At 66.7% G+C, this 24,726-nt stretch carries 24 protein-coding genes; 10 read left to right on the top strand and 14 right to left on the bottom strand.

The features are described 5' to 3' along the window. Positions 1-13: 13 nt before the first annotated feature. From A0J57_RS19050 to A0J57_RS19040, 3 genes are all read right to left on the bottom strand, one after another. Positions 14-1,480, bottom strand: a complete 1,467-nt coding sequence (locus A0J57_RS19050) for a glycerol kinase GlpK (protein ID WP_061940196.1) — start codon at positions 1,478-1,480, stop codon at positions 14-16. Continuing rightward, positions 1,477-2,985, bottom strand: coding sequence for a glycerol-3-phosphate dehydrogenase (locus tag A0J57_RS19045; protein ID WP_061940198.1), 1,509 nt, complete (start codon positions 2,983-2,985; stop codon positions 1,477-1,479). The genes A0J57_RS19050 and A0J57_RS19045 overlap by 4 nt, the downstream gene beginning before the upstream one ends. A 318-nt stretch (positions 2,986-3,303) precedes the next feature. After that, entirely contained in the window at positions 3,304-4,518 is a 1,215-nt protein-coding gene (locus tag A0J57_RS19040; RefSeq protein WP_062017336.1) for a phosphatidylserine/phosphatidylglycerophosphate/cardiolipin synthase family protein, read from the bottom strand. A 119-nt stretch (positions 4,519-4,637) separates the two neighbouring features. On the opposite strand from A0J57_RS19040, the gene rpoZ reads away from it, so the two are divergent. Further along, positions 4,638-4,982 carry a DNA-directed RNA polymerase subunit omega gene (gene rpoZ, locus A0J57_RS19035; RefSeq protein ID WP_007688625.1) on the top strand — a complete coding sequence of 115 codons (345 nt, stop codon included), beginning with the start codon at positions 4,638-4,640 and terminating at the stop codon, positions 4,980-4,982. Positions 4,983-5,206: 224 nt separating this feature from the next. On the opposite strand, the gene A0J57_RS19030 is transcribed toward rpoZ, so the two are convergent. Continuing rightward, a complete protein-coding gene (locus tag A0J57_RS19030) occupies positions 5,207-6,178 on the bottom strand; it encodes a PQQ-dependent catabolism-associated beta-propeller protein (RefSeq protein WP_061940200.1) in 972 nt (323 codons plus the stop codon). A 168-nt stretch (positions 6,179-6,346) separates the two neighbouring features. Here A0J57_RS19030 and pedF point away from each other — a divergent pair, with 168 nt between their 5' ends. The 8 genes from pedF to A0J57_RS26670 all read left to right on the top strand — a co-directional run bounded on the left by pedF (position 6,347) and on the right by A0J57_RS26670 (position 14,410). Beyond that, entirely contained in the window at positions 6,347-6,772 is a 426-nt protein-coding gene (gene pedF, locus A0J57_RS19025) for a cytochrome c-550 PedF (protein WP_025551362.1), read from the top strand. Between the two features lie 5 nt (positions 6,773-6,777). Further along, positions 6,778-7,635, top strand: a complete 858-nt coding sequence (locus A0J57_RS19020) for an ABC transporter substrate-binding protein (RefSeq protein WP_061940202.1) — start codon at positions 6,778-6,780, stop codon at positions 7,633-7,635. Positions 7,636-7,776: 141 nt separating this feature from the next. Then, entirely contained in the window at positions 7,777-9,519 is a 1,743-nt protein-coding gene (locus A0J57_RS19015) for a methanol/ethanol family PQQ-dependent dehydrogenase (protein ID WP_061940204.1), read from the top strand. Positions 9,520-9,532: 13 nt separating this feature from the next. Further along, entirely contained in the window at positions 9,533-10,309 is a 777-nt protein-coding gene (locus A0J57_RS19010; RefSeq protein WP_025551358.1) for a response regulator transcription factor, read from the top strand. Positions 10,310-10,409: 100 nt separating this feature from the next. Continuing rightward, the gene (locus A0J57_RS19005) at positions 10,410-10,943 is read left to right on the top strand and encodes a GNAT family N-acetyltransferase (RefSeq protein WP_061940205.1); all 534 of its coding nucleotides are present in this window, start codon (positions 10,410-10,412) and stop codon (positions 10,941-10,943) included. 177 nt (positions 10,944-11,120) lie between these two features. Then, positions 11,121-11,585 carry an aminoacyl-tRNA deacylase gene (locus tag A0J57_RS19000; RefSeq protein ID WP_025551354.1) on the top strand — a complete coding sequence of 155 codons (465 nt, stop codon included), beginning with the start codon at positions 11,121-11,123 and terminating at the stop codon, positions 11,583-11,585. 164 nt (positions 11,586-11,749) lie between these two features. Continuing rightward, positions 11,750-13,972, top strand: coding sequence for a catalase/peroxidase HPI (gene katG / locus A0J57_RS18995; protein ID WP_048575659.1), 2,223 nt, complete (start codon positions 11,750-11,752; stop codon positions 13,970-13,972). A gap of 258 nt (positions 13,973-14,230) precedes the next feature. Then, the gene (locus tag A0J57_RS26670; protein WP_037483860.1) at positions 14,231-14,410 is read left to right on the top strand and encodes a hypothetical protein; all 180 of its coding nucleotides are present in this window, start codon (positions 14,231-14,233) and stop codon (positions 14,408-14,410) included. Positions 14,411-14,436: 26 nt separating this feature from the next. On the opposite strand, the gene A0J57_RS18985 is transcribed toward A0J57_RS26670, so the two are convergent. The 10 genes from A0J57_RS18985 to A0J57_RS25430 form a co-directional block, all read right to left on the bottom strand. Then, complete coding sequence (locus A0J57_RS18985; RefSeq protein WP_061940207.1) at positions 14,437-15,216, bottom strand: phytanoyl-CoA dioxygenase family protein; 780 nt, start codon at positions 15,214-15,216, stop codon at positions 14,437-14,439. Between the two features lie 116 nt (positions 15,217-15,332). Continuing rightward, a complete protein-coding gene (locus A0J57_RS18980; protein ID WP_062017333.1) occupies positions 15,333-17,540 on the bottom strand; it encodes a NahK/ErcS family hybrid sensor histidine kinase/response regulator in 2,208 nt (735 codons plus the stop codon). Further along, the gene (locus A0J57_RS18975; protein ID WP_044661018.1) at positions 17,537-18,679 is read right to left on the bottom strand and encodes an FIST N-terminal domain-containing protein; all 1,143 of its coding nucleotides are present in this window, start codon (positions 18,677-18,679) and stop codon (positions 17,537-17,539) included. Before A0J57_RS18975 ends, A0J57_RS18980 begins: the two co-directional genes overlap by 4 nt. Positions 18,680-18,720: 41 nt before the next feature. Beyond that, entirely contained in the window at positions 18,721-19,110 is a 390-nt protein-coding gene (locus tag A0J57_RS18970; protein ID WP_061941023.1) for a DUF779 domain-containing protein, read from the bottom strand. Between the two features lie 247 nt (positions 19,111-19,357). Continuing rightward, positions 19,358-20,878: an aldehyde dehydrogenase gene (adh, locus tag A0J57_RS18965; protein ID WP_061939258.1), complete on the bottom strand. Its 1,521-nt coding sequence runs from the start codon at positions 20,876-20,878 to the stop codon at positions 19,358-19,360. An 87-nt stretch (positions 20,879-20,965) separates the two neighbouring features. Next, a complete protein-coding gene (locus A0J57_RS18960; RefSeq protein ID WP_061939256.1) occupies positions 20,966-21,649 on the bottom strand; it encodes a hypothetical protein in 684 nt (227 codons plus the stop codon). A gap of 82 nt (positions 21,650-21,731) precedes the next feature. Further along, entirely contained in the window at positions 21,732-22,034 is a 303-nt protein-coding gene (locus A0J57_RS18955; protein WP_025551453.1) for a hypothetical protein, read from the bottom strand. Between the two features lie 144 nt (positions 22,035-22,178). Continuing rightward, positions 22,179-22,337 carry a hypothetical protein gene (locus A0J57_RS26410; RefSeq protein WP_158298534.1) on the bottom strand — a complete coding sequence of 53 codons (159 nt, stop codon included), beginning with the start codon at positions 22,335-22,337 and terminating at the stop codon, positions 22,179-22,181. 62 nt (positions 22,338-22,399) lie between these two features. Then, entirely contained in the window at positions 22,400-22,690 is a 291-nt protein-coding gene (locus A0J57_RS18950; protein WP_044661015.1) for a DUF1330 domain-containing protein, read from the bottom strand. A 68-nt stretch (positions 22,691-22,758) separates the two neighbouring features. Beyond that, entirely contained in the window at positions 22,759-23,469 is a 711-nt protein-coding gene (locus A0J57_RS25430; RefSeq protein ID WP_025551449.1) for a GntR family transcriptional regulator, read from the bottom strand. A gap of 196 nt (positions 23,470-23,665) precedes the next feature. Between A0J57_RS25430 and A0J57_RS18940 the strand changes: the two genes are divergently transcribed. Continuing rightward, positions 23,666-24,595 (top strand): 3-keto-5-aminohexanoate cleavage protein, encoded by a 930-nt coding sequence (locus A0J57_RS18940; RefSeq protein WP_061939254.1) that lies wholly within the window; start codon positions 23,666-23,668, stop codon positions 24,593-24,595. The last annotated feature ends 131 nt before the right edge of the window (positions 24,596-24,726 follow it).

The raw sequence follows: 24,726 nt of genomic DNA, 5'->3' as shown, positions 1-24,726 counted from the left end.
ACACAGGGGAAAATCATGCCGACGCCAGCAATGCCTGCCATCGCCCCAGCCTTTCGCCTCTGACATCGTCCGGCAGGGCCGGGGCGAAGCTTCGCCGTTCCGCCCCCATGGCCCCCGCCGCCGCGGCAAGGGAGGGAAACAGGCCCGCGCCCACCGCCGCCAGCATCGCCGCGCCCCGGGCGGTCGTCTCCACATCGGCGGGGCGATCCACGCGCAGCTGCAGAATGTCCGCCAGGTCCTGCGCGATCCAGTCATTGGCGCTCATCCCCCCGTCGATGCACAGGGCGCGCCAGGGCATGCCGTCGGCCGCGAATGTGCCAGCCAGGTCGTGAAGCTGGTGCGACAGCGATTCGAGCGCCGCGCGCACGATATGCGCCCGCTTCGTGCCCAGCGTCAGGCCATGGATCGCCCCCCTGGCGTCGGCGCGCCAGTGCGGCGCGCCCAGCCCCGCGAGCGCGGGCAGCATGGCGACGCCGCCGCTGTCCGGCACCGAACGGGCCATCGCTTCGCTTTCCTCCGCCGTTGCGATCAGGCGCAGTTCGTCGCGCAACCACTGGATCAGGCTGCCCGCGACGAACAGCGACCCTTCCAGCGCATAGCTCGTCTCGCCCGGCAGCCGACAGAGCAATGTGCCGAGCAGGCGGTGCCGCGAAACCGGCACGCTAGTCCCCATATGGGCAAGGACGAAGGCGCCGGTGCCCAATGTCGCCTTGGCGTCGCCGGGGGTCAGGCAGGCCTGGCCGATGGTCGCCGCCTGCTGATCCCCCATCAGTCCCCGGATCGGGATCGGCCGGCCGAACCATTGGTCCTGCGTCTCGCCAAAGGGGCCGATATTGTCGACGATCTCCGGCAGGGCATGCGGCGGCACGCCGAACAGGTCGCACAGCCCCCGGTCCCAATCGGCGGCGTCGAGCGCCATCAACTGGGTGCGGCTGGCGTTGCTGGCGTCGCTGACATGCAGGCCGCCGGTCAGCTTCCACATCAGCCAGCTTTCGACCGTGCCGAAGGCCAGCGCGCTGCCCGCCGCCGCCACGGCGGGCGCATGATCGAGCAGCCAGCGCATCTTCGTCGCGGAGAAATAGGGATCGATCACCAGCCCCGTCCGCCGCTGGATCGCCTCCTCCTCGCCCGCCTCGCGCAGGGCGGCGCAATGATCGGCGGTGCGGCGGTCCTGCCAGACGATGGCGGGGGCCAGCGGTTCGCCCGTCCGCCGGTCCCACGCGACCACGGTCTCGCGCTGGTTGGTGATGCCGATGGCGGCGACACGGTCGGCCCCGCCCGCCAGCGCCACCATGTCGCGCGCGCAGGCCAGGGTCCTGTCCCAGATCTCCGCCGCATCATGCTCGACCCAGCCGGGCCGCGGATAATATTGGCTGAGGTCCGCCTGCGCCATGCCCAGCCGCCGCCCGTCCGGCGCATAGAGCATGGCCCGCGTCGACGTCGTGCCCTCGTCCAGCACCAATATCGGCCGTTCGCTCATGCCTTCTCCCCCAGCCATTCCCGGACATGCGCCGTCTGGCGCGCATCCAGACGCAGCCCCAGCTTCGTCCGGCGCCATAATATGTCGTCGGCCGTCATCGCCCATTCCCGCGCCACCAGATAGCGCAGCTCCGCCTCGGTCAGGCCATGACCGAAATGCGCGCCCAGCGCCGCCATGTCCCGCGCCCCGTCCAGCCACTCCCAGGCGCGGGTGCCATAGGCGCAGGCGATCCGCTCCGCCGAGGCATAGTCCAGGAAAGGATAGTCGCAGCCCAGGTCCGCGATCAGCCGGTCGCGCCCCTGCATCGGGAAGTCGCCGCCCGGCAGCGCCGCCTTCGCGGTCCAGTCGCCGCCCGACAGGCTGGGGAGAAAGGGCTTCAGCATCGCCACCGCCTCCGCGGCGAGGTGGCGATAGGTGGTGATCTTGCCGCCGAACAGGCTCAGCAGCGGCGCCTCTCCGTCCGGCGCATCAAGCTCCAGCCGATAGCCGCGCGTCGCCGCCTCCGGTCTTCCCGAACCGTCGTCGACCAGCGGGCGGACCCCGGCATAGGACCACAGCACATCCTGCGGCGCGATGCTCTTCCGGAAATAGCGGTTCGCCCCTTCGCAGAGATAGGCGATCTCGTCGGGATCGGGCCGGACATCGTCGACCGGTCCCCGATGATCGCGATCCGTGGTGCCGATCAGGGTGAAGTCCCGCTCATAGGGCAGCGCAAAGAAGATGCGGCCATCGGGCAGCTGGAAGAAATAGGCGAAGCCATGGTCGAACAGGCGCGGCACGACGATATGCGATCCGCGCACCAGCCGCATGTGGCGGTCCGTTTCGCCATGGGCGCGATGGAGCAGGTCCAGCGCCAGCGGCCCGGCGGCGTTGACCACGGCGCGCGCGCGGAAGCGCGGCATCGTTCCGTCCGCCGCCCGCGCATATATGGTCCAGCCGCCGCTTTCCCGTTCCAGCCGCCGCACCTCCGTCCGGCTGTGCACCTCCGTGCCCCGGTCGGCGGCATCGCGGGCGTTCAGGATGACCAGGCGCGCATCGTCCACCCAGCCGTCGGAATAGACGAAGGCCGTGCCGAAGCCGGTTTTCAGAGGCCGGCCCGCCGGATGACGGCGCAGGTCGATGCTCTCGGTCGGCGGCAGGGCGCGTCGGCCGCCGATATGGTCATAGAGGAAGAGGCCAAGCCGCAGCATCCAGCGCGGCCGCAGCCCCGGCACCCAGGGCAGCACGAAGCGCAACGGATGGACGATATGCGGCGCGATCGCCCAGAGCCGCTCGCGCTCCGCCAGCGATTCGCGCACCAGCCCGAATTCCCGATGCTCCAGATAGCGCAGCCCGCCATGGATCAGCTTGGTGGAGGCGGAGGAGGTGCCCTGCGCCAGATCGCCGCGCTCCAGCAGCAGCACCCGCGCACCCCGACCGGCCGCATCGCGCGCCACGCCGCAGCCGTTGACGCCGCCGCCGATCACGGCAAGATCATGGGCCGCCGGGTCCTTATCCCTTGTCACGCCGCCACCCTAGCGCGCTTCGGGGACGGGGGGAACCGAAACGGACCCGCCCCGCACGAGAGGCCGGTTCCGATGCTCGAGCCAATCGGCATTCAGCCCTGACGGCCTGCAAATGAGGCTTTTCCGTGCTTCCGGTGCTCACCTACTTTGAGTAGGCTGCGCTCCGGGTCACGGAAAACCACCATTTTCGGCTCGTCATCTTCTGAATGTCGATTGGCNTTTCCGTGCTTCCGGTGCTCACCTACTTTGAGTAGGCTGCGCTCCGGGTCACGGAAAACCACCATTTTCGGCTCGTCATCTTCTGAATGTCGATTGGCCCTAGTCGGCATCCGGGTCGCGGAAATTGAGCCGGCGGGTCACGGTATAGTCCAGCACGCCGACCAGGAAATAGCTGATCCACTGCTTGACCAGCGTCGGCAGGCTGCGCTGGGCGCGGTGCGTTTCCAGCGTGATCTGGCGGCTTTGCGCGACCCGCCGGTCGATCAGGGCGCGCATCGCCTGCGCGAAGCCGGCGTCCTCGACGCGCAGCATGATCTCCAGGTTGAGGAACAGGCTGCGCATGTCGAAATTGGCCGATCCGATATAGACCGCATCGTCCACCACGATCAGCTTCATGTGCAGCTTGCAGGGCTGATATTCCCATATCTCCACCCCGCGCCTGAGCAGCGGGCCATAGAGCAGGCGCGCCGCCGCGACGGTCGCGCCATTGTCGGACCTGGAGGGCAGGACGAGGCGCGACCCCTTCCGCCGCGCCGCCCGGGCGATGCGCTTCAGCATGCCGCGACCCGGCGAGAAATAGGCCTCCACCATGTCGAGCCGCCGCGCCCGCTCAAGGTCATGCTTCACAAGCTGCGCCCAGGGACTGAGCCGGCGGGTGGGACCGCCGATCACCCAGCGCATCGGCTCGCCCGGCGCGGTGTGGAGAGGGCTGTGCCAGTTGCGCACCATGCGGCGCAGCGTGCGGAATCGCTGCTTGCGCGTCGACACCCAGCGCCAGAGCTGGCCGTACCAGCTTGTCATCGCCTGCACCTGCGGCCCTTCCACCAGCAGGCCCAGGTCGTGCCAGCAATCCTCCGCCGGAATCCCGAAATAGCCGTCCTCGACGTTGAAGCCGCCCGTCAACAGCCGCCGGTCGTCGGCGATCGCCAGCTTCTGATGGTTGCGGATCAGGTAGCGCGTCGAGCGCCGCGCCCCGAAGCGGCCGAAATGCCCGCCCGCCGCCACCAGCGGATCGAAGAAGGCAAGCGGCGTCGATCCCGATCCGAAAGCGTCGATCATCAGCGTGACCGCAACGCCGCGCCCCCGCGCCGCGATCAGCCGGTCGAGGATGAGTTGCCCGCTGCCGTCGGCGGCGAAGATATAATAATAAAGCTTCAGGCTCTCCCGCGCGCCGTCGATCAGGTCGACCAGGGCCTGCCGCAACGCCGGTCCCGTCTCGATCACGCGCAGGCGGTCGGCGTGCAGCGACAGGCCGATCTGCCCCTCGCCCTCCCACCCGCCATCACCCGGCCCTGCCTGCTGGATGCTCGCCATATTCCGTTCATGCCCGCATTCGGGGCGGCTGGCCACAGTTTATGGGCTTTTCATTGACTCTTAAGGCCTGCGCTGTTAGGCGCGCATTTCACCATTTCTCTTGGTTCAGGAGCGCCCGTTTGGCCCGCGTTACCGTCGAAGATTGCGTCGACAAGGTTACCAACCGTTTTGACCTCGTCCTGCTTGCCGCGCAGCGCGCCCGTGAGATTTCGGGCGGCGCCGAGCTGACTCTGGACCGTGACCGCGATAAAAATCCCGTCGTCGCCCTGCGCGAGATCGCGGAAGAGACCGTCCTGCCGGTGGATCTGCATGATTCGCTCGTCGCCTCGCTGCAGAAGGTGCAGATCGATGACGACGACACGCCGGACGAAATCGGCTCGATCGCCCAGTCGGCGGAGGCCCTGCGCCTGACCGCCGCCGCCCCGCCGCGCAACCAGAATATCGGCGGCGACTACGACGGCTGATCCAGTCACCAGTTTGGAGAGGGAATGAGGCCCGGCCTGCGCAAGCAGGACCGGGCCTCACCGTTTTGGATGCAGCTGGGCATGGCCGTGCTTGGCCAATTGTCGCCACGGATCAGTGGGCTCCTGCAAAGGCCGGTGCCCAGCGCCGCTTCCCGGGACTGCCCTGTGCGATCCAGCCTCTCACGGGCCAAAACTCTCCTTCGAATGCCTGCGCAGCCGCCATTTCAGGGAACCGCCACGATCCCCCACGGCGCCGCCCCCACCGGGATCGTTCCCGTGACCTGGCCCCTGGCCAGATCGATCACGCTCACATTGTCCGAAAGGCCATTGGCCGCATAGGCCCGCGCCCCGTCGCCGCTGACCGCGACATGCCACACCCGCTTGCCCACGGGAACATAGGCGCGCACCTTGCGGCTCGCCACGTCGACCAGCGCGACATGATCCGCCCGCCCCAACGCCACCACCGCCGTCCGGCCGTCGGGCGTGAAACGGATGCCGCAGGGCAATATGCGATGCTCCGCCACGCCCGGAATGGCGAAATGCAGGGTCTCCACCACCTTGCGGGAGGCCGTATCGACGATCTGCACCGTCCCGCCCACCTCCGCCGCGACCCACAGCTGCGCGCCGTCGCCCGTGAACTCCACATGCCGCGGGCGCAGGTCGACGGGCGTCGCGTCGATCATCTCCCTCTTCGCCACGTCGACCCAGTTGACGACATTCTCCTCCTCCGAAGTCACCGCGACCCACCGGCCGTCGGGACTTTGCGCCACGCCCTCGGGCTCGCCGCCGACATCGACCTGGAAGGCGACGGTCCGGTTCGCCAGGTCGATGGCGGTCAGCGCGGCATTGTCCTCATTGGCGACGAACAGCGTCCCGCCATCGCGCGCGAGGAAGAATTGCTCCGGGTCCTCCCCGGACGGCAGCTCCGCCACGACCTTACCCGTGGCGCGCTCGATCACCTGCACCGCATGGTCTGTCGACGCGCAGAGATAGATATATCTGCCGTCCTTCGACACGGTGATCCCCCGTGGCCGGCCGCCGACCGCCCAGGTCGCGATCACCTTCGCGCTGGCCGCATCGATCACGGTGACGCTGTTGCCCCGCTCGTTGGAGACATAGAGCGTCTCCGCCCACGCGCTCACTGGCTGCGCGCTCATGGGAACCAGCATCAACCCCGCCAGAATGATGCGCTTCATATGCCCCGATCCTCTCTGCCGTGCCTCGTTATGCGTCATGTTCCTGCGCATAAGCGCTTATGGCTCTATAGCGCGCACAGCGTCACCGGGATTGTACCAACGGCCAATAGGGACGCAAAGCGCGCTGCCCTACACTCGCCCCAATCAATTCGGGTGAGGATTTCGAGCATGAATCTGGGACGCATTTCGCTGCTGGGCGCCATCGCCATATTGGGCGCGACCACGGCAACCGGCCTGATGGCGCACGGCAATGTGACGCCGCAGGCCGTCGACACCTCCGCCCTGCCGGACATTGGCGAGGAATGGCTTGCGAAAAACCCCTATAGCGGCAATGCCAAGGCGATAGAGATCGGCCAGTCCGCCTATGGCCAGAATTGCGCCCGCTGCCACGGGCTCGACGCGGAAAGCGGCGGCATCGCGCCCGACCTGCGCTATCTGGAGCAGGGCGAATCGGGCGACCAGTGGTTCGTCGAACGCTTCCGCCACGGCTCCAGCCATGATGGGAAGGTCTATATGCCGCCCTTCGGCGACGTGCTGGGCCAGAAGGCCGGCTGGGCGATCCGCGCCTGGCTCGAAACCAAGTTCCAGGGCTAAAGGCCATGCTCAGCCGGCGTGGCCTGATCGGCGGAGCGGGCGCGGCGATGGCGCTGGGGCTTTGCCCCGGCATGATCCAAGCCGCGCCCTTGGGCAAGGTCAGGGAACTGGGCGTGCTGCGGGTGGTCGTCTACAAGGACAATCGCCCCTGGTCCTGGGAGGAAGGCGGGAAACTGGTCGGCCTCGACGCCGACCTGGCGAGCGCCATTGCCGGGAAACTGGGCGTGCGCGCCGACCTCGCCCAGCTCGTCGCGGATGAAAGCGCCGACGACGATCTGCGCCATGGCGTGTGGAAGGGCGGGCTGCTGGGCTTCGCGCCGGGCGACCTGATGTTGCACGTCCCCTTCGACCGGACCTTCGCCGCCCGCAACGACCAGGTGGCGATCATCGCGCCCTATTATCGCGAAAGCTTCCGTTTTGCGGGCACGCAAAACGCCATCGACCTGGAAGCGCCCCCAACCGGATGGCGCGGGCACAGGCTGGCGGCCGAACTCGACTCCATCCCCGATTTCTACCTGATCGGCTCCTTCGGCGGCATATTGGCGAAGGATGTGGCGCATTATCCCAGCGGCTCCGACGCGGTGGCGGCGGTGGCGGCGGGCAAGGCGGACGCCGTGCTCGCCAGCCGCGCCCAGATCGAGGAAGGGCTGCACCGCGGCGCGAAGGGCCTCACCCTGCGCAAGGGGCCGCTGCCCGCCTTCACCTCGCCCGGCTGGGACATCGGCATGGCGGTCAAGGAAAACAGCCGCACATTGGGCGATGCGGTGGAGGAGATCGTCGCCGCCATGGCCGCAAGCGGCGAGATGAAGGCACTGTTCGCCACCTATGGCGTGCAGTGGACGCCCGCGCTGGCGGCAGGATGAACCCTGCCCTCTCCCTCCTCTGGGGGGAAGGAGCCAAAGACGGAAGGACCGACCCAAGGTCCAATTGCTGCGCACAACGGGTGCAATAATCTGAAACAGTCGGGGGCGCGGAGCACGCCCTTTCAACAGAGGGAGGATGGAATGAAAGGACGTTTGACGCGAGCCCTGTCCGGCGCCGCGATCCTGGGCCTGGCGATTGCCGCCGCGCCATTGCTGGCCGAAGGCCCCACCGATGCGGACCTGATGAACGACGCGGCGACGCCCGGCGACGTCCTGACCTATGGCATGGGTCCGCAGGCGCAGCGCTTCAGCCCGCTGAAGGCGATCAACGCCTCCAACGTCGCGAAGCTGGTCCCCGCCTTCGCTTCCTCGCTGGGCGGCGAAAAGCAGCGCGGGCAGGAAGCGCAGCCCATCGTCTATGACGGCACCATCTACGTCACCGGCAGCTATTCGCGCCTCTTCGCCTTCGATGCGCGCACCGGCGAGGAAAAGTGGCAATATGACGCCCGCCTGCCCGAAGCGATCATGCCCTGCTGCGACGTGGTGAACCGGGGCGCGGCGATCTATGGCGACAAGATCATCTTCGCCACGCTGGACGCGCATATGGTCGCGCTCAACCGCCACACCGGCAAGGTCATCTGGAACAAGCAGACCGCCGATTATCAGGCCGGCTATTCCGCCACCGCCGCGCCGATGATCGTCAAGGGCAAGGTGATCTACGGCAACTCCGGCGGCGAGTTCGGCATCACCGGCGCGGTGGAGGCCCGCGACGTCAACACCGGCGAACTGATCTGGCGCCGCCCGACGATCGAGGGCAATATGGGCACCCTCAACGGCAAGGATAACGGCATCACCGGCAAGACCAACGCCAGTTGGCAGGGCGACCTGTGGAAGACCGGCGGCGGCGCGACCTGGCTGGGCGGCACCTATGATCCGGAAACCAACCTGCTCTTCTTCGGCACCGGCAACCCCGCGCCGTGGAACAGCCACCTTCGCCCCGGCGACAATCTCTACACCAGCTCGACCCTGGCCATCGATCCCGACACGGGCGTCATCAAATGGCATTTCCAGACCACCCCGCATGACGGCTGGGACTTCGACGGCGTCAACGAATTCATCCCCTTCGACGCCACGATCAACGGCAAGCCGATGAAGCTGGGCGCGAAGGCCGACCGCAACGGCTATTTCTTCGTTCTGGACCGCACCAACGGCAAGTTCATCAGCGCCAACAAGTTCGTCGCGCAGACGACCTGGGCCAATGGCTTCAACAAAAATGGCCGTCCGAACTATAACGACGCCAACCGCCCCGGCGCGCCGGGCGAAGCGGCCAAGGGCCAGTCGGTCTTCGCCAGCCCCAGCTTCCTGGGGGGAAAGAACTGGATGCCCATGGCCTACAGCCAGGACACCGGCCTCTTCTACATTCCGTCCAACGACTGGGGCATGGACATCTGGAACGAGCCCATCGCCTACAAGAAGGGCGCGGCCTTTCTGGGCGCCGGCTTCACCATCAAGCCCATTGCGGAGGATCATATCGGCGCGCTGCGCGCCATGGACCCCAAGACCGGCAAGATCGTCTGGGAATATAAGAACAAGGCGCCGCTCTGGGGCGGCGTGCTCTCGACGGCGGGCAACCTCGTCTTCACCGGCACGCCGGAGGGGTATCTGAAAGCCTTCGACGCGAAGACGGGCCAGGAATTGTGGAAGTTCCAGACCGGCTCCGGCGTGGTGGGCAGCCCCGTCACCTGGGAACAGGATGGCGAGCAATATGTGGCGGTGATGTCCGGCTGGGGCGGCGCGGTGCCGCTCTGGGGCGGCGAAGTCGCCAAGAGCTTCAAGGACATCAACCAGGGCGGCGCGCTCTGGGTGTTCAAGCTGCCCAGATAAGAGGACAAGAACGATGATCGTCATGGGACGCGGCAACCACATGCACTCCATTCCGGCGGTTCCGCCCGGCGCGATGCGGCTTGCCACGGCCCATGACTTGTCCGATGATCCGGGTCGAGGGGTGGGCCAGTATATGGGTGGCGAGGCAATCATGGAGCGGGTGCTGATCGTCGACGATCACCCCCTCGTGCGCGACGGGCTGCGCAGCGTGATCGCGATCAGCTTCGACAATTGCGACATCTTCGAGGCGGCCAGCATGGACGAGGCCGTCTCGCTGCTGGAGAAGCAGGATAATTTCGACCTCATCCTGCTCGACCTCAACATTCCCGACGTCCGCCGTCTGGATGGCCTGAAACTGCTGCGGGACCGTTTCCCGATCCTGCCGGTGGTGATGGTGTCGGGCGCCTTCGACCGCGCCATCGTGCAGGAGGCGCTGGCCGCCGGCGCGGCGGGCTTCATTCCCAAATCGCTGAAGCGCAGCGCCATCGTCGATGCGCTCCATCGGGTGGTGTCGGGCGAAATCTATCTGCCGGAGGCCATGGGAGAGAATGTCGCGCCCACGGCGGAGGAGGATGAGATCGCCCGCCGCATCGACAGCCTGACGCCGCAGCAGAAGACGGTGCTGGCGCATCTGGTGCGCGGGCGGCTGAACAAGCAGATCGCGCACGATCTGGGCGTGTCGATGACCACGATCAAGGCGCATGTCTCCGCCATCCTCCAGAAGCTGGGCGTGCTCAGCCGCACCCAGGCGGTGATCAAGGCCAATCAGGTGCATTTCCGCGCCGATTGAGCCCTTTTCCCCGATTTCTTCCCTTCCTTGCCCACCGGTCGCCGGTTGTGTCGCCGCCCGGCGTCGGGCAGGATGGCGAAATGGTGGAGGCGACAGGGCAATGAGCGTCACGGTCCGGAAGGCGACGGTCGGGGATGCGGCCGCCATCGCCGCCATCTATGCGCACCACGTCCTGCACGGCACCGCCAGCTACGAACTCGTGCCGCCGTCCGTTGCGGAGACAGTGGCCAGGATCGAGCGCGTGACCGTCCGGGGCTGGCCCTTCCTCGCGGCGTGCGACGGGGCGGAGGTGGTCGGCTATTGCTATGCGACGCAGTTCCGCGACCGGCCCGCTTATGCCTATGCGTGCGAAAACAGCATCTATGTGGCGCAGGACCGGCGCGGCGGCGGCATCGGCCGGGCGCTGCTCGATGCCCTGCTGGACGCGGCCGGGGCTTTCGGCTTCCGCCAGATGGTGGCGGTGATCGGCGGCGGCGAACCCGCTTCGGTCGCGCTCCACGCCGCCTGCGGCTTCCGGCAGGTGGGCCGCCTCACCGGCATGGGCTGGAAGGCGGGCCGCTGGCTCGACACCGTCTACATGCAGATCGCGCTGGGCGGCGGCAATGCCACCGCGCCCGACGCCGCCCGGCCGTAACCGCGCGGCGGAGGGGGCAGCCGGGGCGATTGGTTATCGGCCGCAAATCTGCTATTCCTGATCCTATCGACGGCATTGGCCAGACCCGCCGCCCGCCCTTGTGCCGGCACCCGTTCCCGGCACCGCGCACGACGCCCCCTGAGCCATGTCCGCGGGCACAGGCCGATGGAGGATGTCATGGCGATTTCCCAAAGATTGCGCGGCTATATGGACCGCTGCGGCACCAGCTTCGACGAATGGCCGCATGAACCCTCGGCGGAGATGGCGCGGGCGGCGCAGGCGGCGCATGTCCCCGGCAGGCAGGTGGCGAAAGCGGTGCTGGTGCAGGCCGGCGACGAATATCTGCTGGCCGTCCTGCCCTCCTCCAAGCATGTCAGCTTCAACTTCCTGCAGCAATGGCTGGCCCGCGACGTCTCGCTGGCGGAGGAACATACGACCGCGGCGCTGTTCCCCGACTGCGAACTGGGCGCGCTTCCGCCGGTCGGCGCGGCCTATGGGCTGAAGACGATCATCGACGACGACATGCTGATGGATCAGGATGTCTGGTTCGAGGGCGGCGACCATCACACCCTCGTTCATATGAATGCGGAAAACTGGCGGCGGCTGCAAAAGGGCTCCGGGCATTTCGCGTTCAGTATTTAGAGAGGAAGGGGTGCCCCCTCCCGCAGGCGGGAGGGGAGTCATGTTCCCCCTTTCATCTAATAAATTCCACACTGTTATCGGAAAAATAACATGGCCTTCGCAGTTCCCCCTTCGCGGGGCATGGCCTAGAATCCGGTCCCGGAGAAGCTGAAAGGAATCGTGCAATGGACGCAAAGACGAGCAATGATCCGCTGGCCTGCCCCGTGAAGGAGCCTGCGGCGCTGCGATCCCTGCTGGGGCGCACCAACCGCGACTGGTGGCCGAACCAGCTCTCGCTCGACATCCTTCAGCAGAACGGCCTGTCCGGCAATCCGCTGGGCGACGATTTCGATTATGCGGCCGCCTTCAAGTCGCTGGACTATGACGCGGTGAAGAAGGACCTGACGGCCCTCATGACCGACAGCCAGCCCTGGTGGCCGGCGGACTATGGCCATTACGGCCCCTTCTTCATCCGCATGGCCTGGCACTCGGCGGGCACCTACCGCACCGGCGACGGCCGCGGCGGCGCATCCTCCGGCTCGCAGCGCTTCGCCCCGCTCAACAGCTGGCCGGACAACGCCAATCTCGACAAGGCCCGCCGCCTGCTGTGGCCGGTCAAGCAGAAATATGGCCAGAAGCTGAGCTGGGCGGACCTCATGATCCTGGCGGGCAATGTCGCCATTGAATCGATGGGCGGCCCGGTCTTCGGCTTCGGCGGCGGCCGCGCCGACGTGTTCGAGCCGGAAAAGGACGTTTATTGGGGCACGGAGGAATTCTGGGTCGGCCAGGAGGGCAATGAAACCCGCATCCAGCCCGAAAAGAACATGGTCCTCGAAAGCCCGCTGGCCGCGATCCAGATGGGCCTCATCTACGTCAATCCGGAGGGGCCGGGCGGCAACCCCGACCCGCTGCAATCGGCCCGCGACATCCGCGAGACCTTCCTGCGCATGGGCATGAACGATGAGGAGACCGTCGCGCTGACCGCCGGCGGCCACACCTTCGGCAAGGCCCATGGCGCGGGCGACGCGTCGAAGGTCGGCAAGGAACCCGAAGGCGCCGACATCGCGCAGCAGGGCCTTGGCTGGCAGAGCGGCTATGAAAGCGGCGTGGGCGACCACACCATCACCAGCGGCATCGAAGGCGCGTGGACGCCGACGCCCCGGACCTGGGACCACAGCTTCTTCCACATGCTGCTCGACTATGAATATGAACTGGTGCGGAGCCCGGCGGGCGCCAAGCAGTGGCAGCCGGTGAACCAGAAGCCCGAAGACCTGGCCCCCGGCGCGCACAGCCCCGACAGGCGCGTGCCGACGATGATGACCACCGCGGACATGGCGTTCAAGATGGACCCGGAATATCGCAAGATCTCCGAACGCTTCCGCAACGATCCCGCCGCGTTCGAGGATGCCTTCGCCCGCGCCTGGTTCAAGCTGTGCCATCGCGACATGGGGCCCAAGGCCCGCTATCTCGGCCCCGAAGTCCCCGCCGAGGACCTGATCTGGCAGGACCCGATCCCGGCGGTCGACCATCCACTGGTCGACGCTTCGGACATCGCCGCGCTCAAGCAGAAGATATTGGCGTCGGGCCTCAGCGTCGCGGAACTGGTCACGACCGCCTGGGCGTCGGCGTCGACCTATCGCGGGTCGGACCATCGCGGCGGCGCCAATGGCGGGCGCATCCGGCTGGCGCCGCAAAAGGACTGGGACGTGAACCAGCCGGAGCAGCTTTCCCGCGTCCTCTCCGTACTGGAGAAGATCAAGGCCGAGTTCGACAGTGCGGGCGCGAAGAAGATTTCGCTCGCCGACCTGATCGTGCTGGGCGGATCGGCCGCTATCGAGAAGGCGGCGGCGGATGGCGGGCGCAGCATCGAGGTGCCCTTCACCCCCGGCCGCGCCGACGCCTCGCAGGAACAGACCGACGTGCAGAATTTCGAGGTGCTGGAGCCCAAGGTCGACGGCTTCCGCAACTATCTGCCCGTGCCGTTCAGCGTGCCGGTCGAGGAACTGCTGATCGACCGCGCTCAGTTGCTGACCCTCAGCGCCCCGGAAATGACGGTGCTGGTCGGCGGGCTGCGGGTGCTGGGCGCCAATCATGGCGGGTCCGGCCATGGCGTTTTCACCGACCGTCCGGGGACGCTCAGCAACGACTTCTTCGTCAACCTGCTCGACATGGGCACGGCGTGGAAGGAGGTGGAGGGTCACAAGGACATCTTCACCGGCACCTGCCGCAAGTCCAATGAACAGAAATGGACCGGCACGCGGGTCGATCTGGTGTTCGGATCGAACGCGCAACTGCGCGCCCTGTCGGAAGTCTATGCCTCCGCCGACGCGGGCGACAAGTTCGTGAACGACTTCGTCGCCGCCTGGACCAAGGTGATGAACGCCGACCGTTTCGACCTGGCGGCATAAGGGGTTAGAGCCAATCGACATTCAGATGATGACGAGCCGAAAATGGCGGTTTTCCGTGACCCGGAGCGCAGCCTACTCAAGGTAGGTGAGCACCGGAAGCACGGAAAAGCGTCATTTGCACGCCGTCAGGGCTGAATGTCGATTGGCTCTCGGCCGCTCCTTCGGGGGCGGCCCTTTCCACGGCGCCCTGCATGGGGTCGACGCTAAGCCTTTCGCTGAATTGAGCTTGCCCGCTTTTCATGCGACAGTGCCGCCGCCATGATGCGGAGACTCGCCGTGCATGATCATCTGAAGGATGCTGCCGAGGCGGCGGCCCTCACGGACAAGGAACTGGCCGCCATCCGCCGCAGGATGGGCGACCCGAAGAACCCGTCCGGGTTCGAGCAGGCCGTGCTGGACGAAATGGAAAGACGCCATCTGCAACCGCGCCACTGGTGATCGCCCCCGCGCTTGCTCCCGCCATGCTATTGCGCCAGGACGGTGCGCGGCGCGATCCCCAGCCGGCGCTTGATCGCGCGTTCCATCCGGCCGAAGCGGCTGAACTGGATGATCCAGGCTCCCCGCGCCCTGGGCGTAAGGTTGGCGCCGGTATAATGCAGCGTAAGCGGCGTGTGGATGGTCAGCCCACCCGCCTCGACCGGGCATGCGACCCGCTCGCCGGCTTGCGGAACCGCCGCCTCCCGGCCCAAAGTGCCCGATATGCGCGTAAAGGGCCGATGCGGCATGACCCCGGCGCGATGGCTGCCGGGAACGAACTCCATGCAGCCCTGCTCAAGGCTGGTGTCCTGAAGCGGAATCCACAGGTGGAGCCGGGCAAGGCCCCCGGCATGCGCCCCGCCGCCCAGCTTCCGATAGGCGATGTCCTGATACCATGGCGTGGTCGTGGCGGAATGCCCCGGCTTGAAGATGATATGGTCGAAGGCGAAGTGCATCGGCCCCGCAATGGCATCGACCAGCCGCTGGCTCCGCACGAACACCTCGGTCGCCATCAGGCGCGGCGCCAGGTTGGAGGCATAACGTATCTCATGCTGGCTGAGCCGCGCAGGGCCGGCGCCAGCCTGACCGCGCCCCATGTCCATCCGGAAACGGTCGCCGGGACGGACAGGATCGTCGAGCGCCGCGACCAGCAAGCGGTGGATTTCGACGATCTCCTCCACGGACCGGGCGGAAAAGGCGTCCCTGATCACGGTGAACCCATCCCGGATCAGTGAGGATCGAGCCGTCGCGACATCGAAAGCGCTCATAGCCCGCTCCATGATGTGGGGGATTCAGCCTATCACCGATGGCAAGGACGGGCGATCAGTGGGAACACCTAAAGCATCCGATGGAATCGACTTCCAGCCCCGCCAGAAACACCCGCCTATTTCAACATCGTGCGCAGCAAGGCGCGCAGTTGCGCAGGCTTCACCGGCTTGCCCAGCAGCGGAATGCCCCAGCCGTCCATCCTGGCCTTCAACGCCTCGCCGCGGTCGGCGGAGATCATCACCGACGGCACCGCCCGCCCGAAGTGGCCGTGCAACCGCTCGATCACGGCATCCCCGGTCTCGCCGTCGTTCAGATGATAGTCGACCAGGATGACATCGGGCGCCTCGCCCTCCGCAAAGGCGGCGACCGCCTCCGCGAATCCCCCGGCCGTCGCCACGGTACAGCCCCATCCGCCCAGCAGGGTCGACATGCCGGTCTGGATCGCCCGCTCATTGTCGACCACCAGCACCTTCAGCCCGCGCATCGACCGGTCGCTGCGCGGCGCGCTGCCCCCATCGCCCTCTTCCACCACCGCCTCGCCCGGCGGCACGCGGATGGAGAAGGTCGCGCCCTGCCCCGGCACCGATTCCAGCGTCACCTCATGGCGCAGCATGTCGCTCGCCCGGCGGACGATGGCGAGGCCCAACCCCTTGCCGCCCGCCCCCCTGCCCCCCGGCGTGTCGAGGCGGCGGAATTCCTCGAAGATCAGTTGCTGCTTGTCGACGGGGATGCCGGGACCGCTGTCGGCCACGCTCAGCCTTATCCCCTGCGCCTCCGCCACGCAGGTGACGCGCACCGACCCGCGCTGGGTGTAGCGCAGCGCGTTGGACAGGAAATTCTGGAGAATCCGCCGCAGCAGCCGGATGTCGGAGCGGACCCAGACCGGGGCCGTCTCCACCGCCAGCACCAGCCCCGCCGAACGCGCCATCGGCGCGAATTCCGTCCGCAGCGTATCGAGCAGCCGGTCGATGCGGAAATCGCTGATCTCCGGCTGGATCGCGCCCGCGTCGAGGCGGCTGATCTCCAACAGCGCCTCCAGCAGATCCTCGACCGAATCCAGCGCGGTGGACGTCTGGTTGACCAGCGCCCGCGTCGGCAGCGCCAATCGCCGGTCGCCCAGCGCCGCAACGAACAGCCGCGCCGCGTTCAACGGCTGCAACAGATCGTGGCTGGCCGCCGCCAGGAAGCTGGTCTTGGACAGGTTCGCCTTCTCCGCCGCCGTCTTCGCGTCCATCAACTGCGCCTCGATCTGGCGCCGCTCGGCCACCTCCGCCTCCAGCTCCGACGTGCGCTCCGCCACCCGCCGCTCCAGCGTCTCCGCCGTCTCGCGCAGCGCCGCCTGCGCGCGCAGCATGTCGGTCACATCGGTGAAGCCGATCACCTGCCCGCCCCGCTCCATGGCGTTGCTGCGAATCTCGAAGCTGCGCCCCCCGGCATGGACCAGTTCGCTGCGATGGCGCGCCCCGCCCCGGTCGAGGCAGCCCCTGTCGTCCATCCCCAGATTGCCCCGGCACCAGTCCAGCAGCGCGGCATGGCTATCCCGCTCCTGCGCCCAGTCCTCCGGCAGTTCCAGCAGCCGTTGCAGCGCCTCGTTCCACGCCGCCAGCCGCCCCTCGGCATCGAACAGGCACACGCCTTCGGACAGATTGTCGAGCGTCGCCTGCAACACGATGTTGCGCTCGGCCAGTTCCCGCGCCCGGTCGCGGGCATCCTCCGCCTTCACCTCGGTGATGTCGGTATAGATGCCGACGATGCCGCCCTCGCTGGTGCGCAGTTCGTTGATCTGAACCCAGCGCCCGTCGGACAGCGCCTGCACATGCCCGCCCTCCGCCACGCTATGGCGCGCCAGCCGGTCCGACACCCATCGGTCCTGTCCCACCGGGCGGTGATGGGCGGCGGCGAGCTTGGCGATCTCGTCGAAGCTCATGCCCTCGCGGATATGATCGGCGATCTCCGGCCAGAAACCCAGATAGGCCTCGTTATAGAGGACCAGCCGGTCCTCCGCGTCGAAAAGGACGAAGCCTTCGTTGATCGAATCGATCGCGTCGCGCAGCCGCATCCGCGCCGCGTCCGCATGGCCATGGGCGGAGGCGAGGTCGGCATTGGCCTCCGCCAGCTTCGCCAGCGCGTCCTCCAGCTGCACGGTCCGCTCGCGCACCATGGCTTCCAGCGAGATCGCGGTCTCGAACATCGAAAAGGCGTTGCCGGCCATGTCGCTCGACCGTTCGACCCGGTCGATCAGCGCCGCATTGATCTTGCGCAACTTGCGGTTCTCTTCCCGCAACGCCTCCAGTTCGGCGGAAGAGAGGGCCGCGTCGGTCATCGGCCGATGGCAAGGCCGCTGAAGGTCTGGTTGACGTGCAGCGCATGATATTGCTCGCCATAGGTGTTGAAGCCGATCACCCGATGCCGCCCGTACAGCTCAGACACGGCGCGGCTGATCTGCCGCTGCTCGGCATCGATGCGGTTCAATACGCAATCGAAGGCGATGATCCGGTCCACCGGCCCCACCTCTGCTGCGATGTCCGCGAACAGCGCGTCCATCCGCGCAATACGGTCCACCGGCTCGCCCACGGTCATCACGATCCCCTCGTCGATGGCGCAGTAGAAGGTAAGGCTGCCGTCGGGATTCGCGCTCTGGATCGACCGCACATGATAATCGCCCCCCGCCCGCACCATCAGCGGATGCGCGGCATAGAAGGCGACGCCCAGCGCCTCGCCCGCATGGCCCGCCAGCCGCAGATATTCCTGCGCGGCGGGCTCCGCATTGATCTCGGTCACGATCCGGTCGTTCGGGATCGCCCCGGTGACGACCATCTTCGCCTCGCTCGGCCGGTAATGCTGCGCCTTGAACACATGCAGCGGGCGCGGCGTGGACAGGATCGCCACCACCGCCGCATGGCCATGGAAGCGCCCGCCATGGAAGACCGCCGTCTCCCGAAAGGCCATGCCGTCGCCCGACGACCCGCCGATCAGCGCAATGTCGCCCAGCGCGTCCTGGATCGTCATGGTCAGCAATTCTTCCCGATGCGACAGCCCGTCGACCAGGAACAGCGCGACATGATTGACCTTCCCCCCCAGATGGCGGCTCTCCCGCTCCGCCTGCGCGGCCAGCCCGCGCACCGCCTGCCGCGCGGCGGCGGGATCGAAATTCTCGATGTCGTCGAAACAGAGCGAGGTCATGTGAAAGGCCGAAGCCGGAAAGCCGATGACGCTCAGGCTGTCCTCATCATAGCCATTTTCGGTCAGCTCGCCCGAACTGGTGCAGCCGATCGCCACCACGCCCTCCGTCCGGCGGTTGACCGCCCGCGCCAGCGCCTCCCGGTCGAAACGGTGCGAACAGAACAGCAGCATCCCGGCCAGCGGTTCGTCTCCCAATTGCCCGGCGACTTCCGCCATGGCCTTGGCCGGATCGCCCGCATGGCTTGACGCAAAGGCGATCTCCGATGCCAGCACCGTCATGTTCCTCTCCCCGCATTTTCTCCCTGTTCTTCTATGCGGTTTCACGCTCCGCGCAAAGGCTCTCCCGCCGCTTCCAGCGCCGCATTCTCCTCATCGGTGAAGATGCGGGATCGGACGATGAACCGCATCCCCTCCGGGCTTTCCAGCGACATGCCCGCGCCCCGGCCCGGCACGACGTCGATGGTGACTTGCGTATGCCGCCAATATTCGAACTGCGCCGCGCCGATCCACACCGGCACGTCGCCCGCGATCTGGCCCAGCAGCACATCCTGCCCGCCGGTCCTGAACTCGCCCCGCGGAAAGCACATCGGCGCCGACCCGTCGCAACAGCCGCCGGACTGGTGGAACATCAGCGGCCCATGACGCATGGTGAGGCGGGCAATCAACGCTTCGGCCTCCGGCGTGGCGAGGATGCGGGGTGGAAGGTTCATAATGATCTCCAGTCCCCCTCCCGTAAACGGGAGGGGTTAGGGGTGGGCGCGACCCCGGACTTGATCCGGGGGAGCTTCCAGCTTAGCCATTGCAGAATGGCGCTGAGGTTGCGYCCGCCCACCCCCCGGCCCCTCCCGCCTGCAGGAGGGGGAAGAAGAAAAAGGCGGACGCCCGGGAGAGGCGCCCGCCGAACCGAAGGCGTGAAGGGGGAAGGACCCGCCTTCGGCATGCGATCCGCCCCTCGCCTCAGAAGAACCCCAGCGCCTTGGTCGAATAGCTCACCAGCAGGTTCTTCGTCTGCTGATAATGATCCAGCATCATCTTGTGCGTCTCGCGCCCGATGCCCGACTGCTTGTACCCGCCAAAGGCCGCATGCGCCGGATAGGCATGGTAGCAGTTCGTCCAGACCCGCCCGGCCTGGATGTTGCGCCCCATGCGATAGGCCGTGTTCCCGTTCCGGCTCCACACCCCGGCGCCCAGCCCGTACAGCGTGTCGTTGGCGATATGCAGCGCGTCCGCCTCATCCTTGAAGGTCGTGACCGACAGCACCGGCCCGAAAATCTCCTCCTGGAAGATGCGCATCCTGTTATGCCCTTCCAGCACGGTCGGCGTCACATAATAGCCCTGCTCCAGCTCGCCGCCCAGATGCGCCCGCGCGCCGCCGGTCAACACCTTCGCGCCCTCGTCCCGGCCGATGTCGATATAGGAAAGGATCTTCTCCAGCTGGTCGTTCGACGCCTGCGCCCCGATCATCGTCGCGGGGTCGAGCGGACTGCCCTGCACGATCTTCTGCACGCGGGCGACGGCGCGTTCGATGAACTTTTCGTAGATGCTCTCCTGCACCAGCGCCCGGCTGGGGCAGGTGCAGACCTCGCCCTGGTTGAGCGCGAACATCGCAAAGCCTTCCAGGCATTTGTCGAAATAATCGTCGTCCGCGTCCATCACATCGGCAAAGAAGATGTTGGGCGACTTGCCCCCCAGTTCCAACGTCACCGGGATCAGATTCTCGCTCGCATATTGCATGATCAGCCGCCCGGTGGTGGTTTCCCCGGTGAAGGCGATCTTGGAAATCCGCTTGTTGGTGGCCAGCGGCTTGCCCGCCTCCACGCCGAAGCCGTTGACGACGTTCAGCACGCCTTCGGGGATCAGGTCGCCCACCAGGTCCATCAGCACCATGATCGACATCGGCGTCTGCTCGGCGGGCTTCAGGACCACGCAATTGCCCGCCGCCAGCGCCGGGGCCAGCTTCCACGCCGCCATCAGGATCGGGAAGTTCCAGGGGATGATCTGCCCCACCACGCCCAGCGGCTCATGGAAATGATAGGCCACCGTGTCATGGTCGATCTCCGCGATGGAGCCTTCCTGAGACCGCACGCAGGCCGCGAAATAGCGGAAATGGTCGATGGCGAGCGGAATGTCGGCGGCGGTCGTCTCGCGGATCGGCTTGCCGTTGTCGATCGTCTCCGCCATGGCGAGCAGGTCGAGATTCTCCTCCATCCGCTGCGCGATGCGATTGAGGATATTGGCCCGCTCCGTCGCCGAACGCTGGCCCCAGCCTTCCCTGGCCCTGTGCGCGGCGTCCAGCGCCAGCTCGATGTCCTCGGCGGTCGAACGGGCGATCCTGCACACGCTCTGCCCCGTCACGGGCGAAAGATTGTCGAAATATTCCCCGCGAACCGGCGCCACCCACTGGCCGCCGATGAAATTCTCATATTTATCGCGGATCAGCGTCTTCCCCGCGAACCGCGCCATTGCCTGCTGTAACATCATCCTCTCCCGGACTCGTCTGAAAGTTGAGGGACAGGATGAACCTTTCGGACAAATGGACAATTAGACCTTGGGTCGGCGGGACGCTCAAACCCCGCCGCCATTCATCGCCGCCTGCACCCGCAACCGGGGGAAGACCGCTTCCAGCGGCTTGGTGTCGGGCAGCACATAGACATAGCCGCCCTTCTTCCGGAACAGCGGGCTGACGTTCTTGCCGTAAAAGGCGATGGGCAGGTTGATGCAGCCGAAGGTGATGCGATTGTCGTCGCCGGTGGGCGAGAGCATCCGCTCGCGGCGGCGTTCCCTTTTCGGCGCGCCCTTGGGGATGGGGTGCAGCGCCACCGACGTGGCATAATCGACCCACAGCACCTTCTGCCGCCCCGCCGCCAGCCCGAATTTCGCCAGGAAGCGCCCGGCGGGCGTCGTCTTTTCCGCCGGGCCGATCTCCGCCAGATTCTTCGATCCGATGCCGGGGCTCGCCTCGTCCCCGACGGCCACGCCGATCAGGACCGGCGCATGACCCAGCGATTTCCCGCTGGCGTCATAGAGCGAAAGAACCGCCGCCTTCTTGTCGACGATGATATAGGGCAGCGCGCCATTGTCGCGGGACGCGGCGATCCAGTCGGCCACGCGCGCCGCTTCCCCGGACAGCTTCGCTCCCGCCTCCTGCGGCATGTCCGCCTGCGGTTTCGCCGGCTCCGCCGCCCGGACGCCCTCCGTCGCGGGAATGGCCGGCGCAAGCCCCGCCAGCGCCAGGAACAGTGGGATCATCGCTCAATGCACTCGAAGGAAAGCGCCGGCGCCCAGGACGGACGCCGGCGCGGGAACACCGGATTCGGCCCCGTTCCGGGCGTCAGTTGCGCGGCCGCTTGCGCTGATTTTCCTGCATGCGCTGCTCGATGCCGTCGACGCGGGCATTGATCTGGTCCAGCCGCTGGCCATTGTTCTGCGCCTGGCCGGATGCCGCCTGCGCCTCCGCCAGCGCCGATTTCGCGGTGGCGTCCGTCGCCTGCAGGCGCGAGTCGAGCGCATCGACGCGCTGGTTCACGGCGGCGACCTGTTCCCGCACGAAGCCCTTGGTGGCACAGCCCCCCAGCGCCAGCGAACCCACCAAAATCACCGCCAGAGGCGCGAATTTCGTGAAAGACCGCGACATCTCCATTCTCCTTATAGTTAACGAACCGTCCCCGTCCCAAGCCGAGCGCCGGATTCCGGACAATGGGATTCTGTCCGGCTGTGCATCCGCTCGGGTGAATGGATGGGACTGCCCGGGTGGGCCAACCGGGGGCGCGGGATTTCGTCAGCGGCGCGCGCCGGGCCGCCGCCATTTCCGGGGCCGTTCCTCCTCCCCCAGCAGCAGCATGATGTCGCCATAGCCGGCGAGCAGGCTTTCCAGCGACCGCACCGCCTGCCAGCCCCCCGGGAAAAACGCGCGGAAAATATGCGACTTGCCCTTCATCGGCATCCTCCCACAATAAGTCCTGTCCGGCGCGCCTCTTGGCGGGCGTGCCTTGCGGCGCTTCAGCGAGCGCCGTCGACCAGGATCACGCGATATTCCGCACCGGCAAGCCGATGCTGCAATGCTTCCTGATAAGCGGGCGAGTGGTACCAGGCCCGCGCCGCATCCAGATCGTCGAACTCCAATATGGCGACGCCGTCGGGATCGGGCCCTTCCACCGCATCATGCTCCCCATAGAAGGCGAGCCGCCGGGCCGGCTTTTCCCCCCGCGCCTTGACCGCCAGCGCGGCATAGGCGGCCATCTCCCCGGCATCGTTCAGCCGGTCGCGGATCATGACGACATAAGCGGGCATGGACGGTCCTCTCCTCTTCCTGTCATGCGCGGGGGCGGCAGGGCTGGGACGCGCCCGGCCGCAATCCCCTACGCCCCTTCCGTCACCTTGGCGGAGGCCTTGCGGGTCCGGGCAGGCTTCTGGTCCTTGCCCAGCACGATCTTCGTCGTCATCAGATAATGTTCGCGCATCAGCTTGATCGCCAGATCGGCGTCATGCGCCAGAAAGGCGTCGGCCAGCTTGCTATATTCCTTCTCCAGATTCGAACGCTTGGACGGCGAGGAGATGGAGAGCCAGCGATAGCGCTCGCTCTGCAGCAGCAGCATGTCGCGCACCCGGAGCAGCCAGGGATTGTCGCAGGTGGCGACCAGCGCGTGATGGAAGGCGTGGTGCGCGTCCGCCCATTCCTGCGTCACCTTGCCGTCATCGTCGTTGCGCGGCGTCCGCAGCAGGCCGTGCAGCGCCGCGACGATCCCCTTTTCCCAGGCGATGGTGGCGTTCGCGATGGCGGAGCGGATGCAGGGCTCCTCGATCAACAGGCGCACATCCGTCAGATGATGCAGGTCCTCGGCCGCGATCTCGCTCACGCGGAAGCCGCGCTGCGGTTCGGCGGTGACCAGCCCTTCGGCGGTGACCCGCGCCAGCGCCTCGCGCACCGCGCTCTGGTTCGCCCCCAGATTCTCGCACAGGTCGGAAATGACGAGCTTCTGACCGGGCGGAAGCGCGCCGTTCAGCAGCCGGGACCGGATCTGCTCGTAAACGCGGTGGGTGCGGCTGGGCGCCGGTGATTTCTCTGCCATTCGCCCTTGATAGTTCACTTTTTCACCATCTACAACCGTTACAATAAAAAGTGCACTTTCTGTTGACTCATGGACAATACTCGCACATCGTCCGCGCGACCGCCCGCCTCCCCCGGGGCCGGTTTCGGGCCGGGGCCGCGAACGGGCAAATGGCATGACATGGCCGACCTCTCGTCGGCCGGAATCGGGATCAAGCATGAAAGACAAGGTCATCATCTCCTGCGCCGTCACCGGCTCCATCCACACGCCGACCATGTCGGACGCGCTGCCGGTCACGCCGTCCGAAATCGCGGAACAGGCGATAGAGGCGGCGGAGGCCGGCGCCGCCATCCTCCATCTCCATGCGCGCGATCCCAGGGACGGCCGACCCTCGGCGGACCCCGCCCTGTTCATGGAATTCCTGCCGCGCATCAGGCAGGGCTGCGACGCCATCTGCAACATCACCACGGGCGGCAGCCTCACCATGACGGTCGAGCAGCGCTTGGCCGCGCCGCTGCTGGCGTCGCCCGAAATGTGCTCGCTCAACATGGGCAGCATGAATTTCGCGCTCTATCCGATGGCGGATCGCTACCGGCAATGGAAGCATGACTGGGAGGAGCCCTATCTGCGGGAATCGGACGATTATATCTTCCGCAACACCTTCCGCGACATCGGCAAGATCGCCCATGCGCTGGGCGATGCCCATGACGTGAAGTTCGAACATGAATGCTATGACGTCGGCCATCTGTACAATCTGGCGCATTGCATCGACCGCGGCTTCTTCAGGCCGCCGGTCTTCATCCAGTTCATCTTCGGCATATTGGGAGGGATCGGGGCGGAGGTCGACAACCTCCTCTTCATGAAGCGGACCGCCGACCGCCTGTTCGGACAGGATTATCACTGGTCGGTGCTGGGCGCGGGACGCCATCAGATGCCGCTCGCGACGCAAGCGGCGCTGATGGGCGGCCATGTGCGCGTGGGGCTGGAGGACAATCTGAACATCGCCCGGGGGCGGCTCGCCTCCAGCAATGCCGAACAGGTGCGCAAGGTGCGCGCGATCATCGAAGATCTGGGCCTGGAGATAGCGACCGCCGATGAAGCGCGCGCCCGGCTCGGCCTCAAGGGCGGGGACAAGGTCGCCTTCTGATGCCCGCGCGTCGATAGCGCCGGATCGGCCGGCCCGGAATCCGTGGCCCGATTCGCGCCCCGCCCTTGAAAAGACAGGCGACGATCACGATCAATGATATTATAGACATCATGTGATGGTCCGCCGCTACC

Source organism: Sphingobium sp. 22B, assembly GCF_001580035.1.
Taxonomy (GTDB): domain Bacteria; phylum Pseudomonadota; class Alphaproteobacteria; order Sphingomonadales; family Sphingomonadaceae; genus Sphingobium; species Sphingobium fuliginis.
The sequence above is the reverse complement of the archived record's forward strand: the minus strand, read 5'-3'. Positions and strand labels throughout refer to the sequence as shown.

Coding starts and splice junctions, on each gene's coding strand:
- A0J57_RS19050 (WP_061940196.1), bottom strand. CDS start 1,480: ATGAGCGAACGGCCGATATTGGTGCTGGACGAGGGCACGACGTCGACG.
- A0J57_RS19040 (WP_062017336.1), bottom strand. CDS start 4,518: ATGGCGAGCATCCAGCAGGCAGGGCCGGGTGATGGCGGGTGGGAGGGC.
- A0J57_RS19030 (WP_061940200.1), bottom strand. CDS start 6,178: ATGAAGCGCATCATTCTGGCGGGGTTGATGCTGGTTCCCATGAGCGCG.
- pedF (WP_025551362.1), top strand. CDS start 6,347: ATGAATCTGGGACGCATTTCGCTGCTGGGCGCCATCGCCATATTGGGC.
- A0J57_RS19020 (WP_061940202.1), top strand. CDS start 6,778: ATGCTCAGCCGGCGTGGCCTGATCGGCGGAGCGGGCGCGGCGATGGCG.
- A0J57_RS19015 (WP_061940204.1), top strand. CDS start 7,777: ATGAAAGGACGTTTGACGCGAGCCCTGTCCGGCGCCGCGATCCTGGGC.
- A0J57_RS19010 (WP_025551358.1), top strand. CDS start 9,533: ATGATCGTCATGGGACGCGGCAACCACATGCACTCCATTCCGGCGGTT.
- A0J57_RS19005 (WP_061940205.1), top strand. CDS start 10,410: ATGAGCGTCACGGTCCGGAAGGCGACGGTCGGGGATGCGGCCGCCATC.
- A0J57_RS19000 (WP_025551354.1), top strand. CDS start 11,121: ATGGCGATTTCCCAAAGATTGCGCGGCTATATGGACCGCTGCGGCACC.
- katG (WP_048575659.1), top strand. CDS start 11,750: ATGGACGCAAAGACGAGCAATGATCCGCTGGCCTGCCCCGTGAAGGAG.
- A0J57_RS26670 (WP_037483860.1), top strand. CDS start 14,231: ATGATGCGGAGACTCGCCGTGCATGATCATCTGAAGGATGCTGCCGAG.
- A0J57_RS18985 (WP_061940207.1), bottom strand. CDS start 15,216: ATGAGCGCTTTCGATGTCGCGACGGCTCGATCCTCACTGATCCGGGAT.
- A0J57_RS18980 (WP_062017333.1), bottom strand. CDS start 17,540: ATGACCGACGCGGCCCTCTCTTCCGCCGAACTGGAGGCGTTGCGGGAA.
- A0J57_RS18975 (WP_044661018.1), bottom strand. CDS start 18,679: ATGACGGTGCTGGCATCGGAGATCGCCTTTGCGTCAAGCCATGCGGGC.
- A0J57_RS18970 (WP_061941023.1), bottom strand. CDS start 19,110: ATGAACCTTCCACCCCGCATCCTCGCCACGCCGGAGGCCGAAGCGTTG.
- adh (WP_061939258.1), bottom strand. CDS start 20,878: ATGTTACAGCAGGCAATGGCGCGGTTCGCGGGGAAGACGCTGATCCGC.
- A0J57_RS18960 (WP_061939256.1), bottom strand. CDS start 21,649: ATGATCCCACTGTTCCTGGCGCTGGCGGGGCTTGCGCCGGCCATTCCC.
- A0J57_RS18955 (WP_025551453.1), bottom strand. CDS start 22,034: ATGTCGCGGTCTTTCACGAAATTCGCGCCTCTGGCGGTGATTTTGGTG.
- A0J57_RS26410 (WP_158298534.1), bottom strand. CDS start 22,337: ATGAAGGGCAAGTCGCATATTTTCCGCGCGTTTTTCCCGGGGGGCTGG.
- A0J57_RS18950 (WP_044661015.1), bottom strand. CDS start 22,690: ATGCCCGCTTATGTCGTCATGATCCGCGACCGGCTGAACGATGCCGGG.
- A0J57_RS25430 (WP_025551449.1), bottom strand. CDS start 23,469: ATGGCAGAGAAATCACCGGCGCCCAGCCGCACCCACCGCGTTTACGAG.
- A0J57_RS18940 (WP_061939254.1), top strand. CDS start 23,666: ATGAAAGACAAGGTCATCATCTCCTGCGCCGTCACCGGCTCCATCCAC.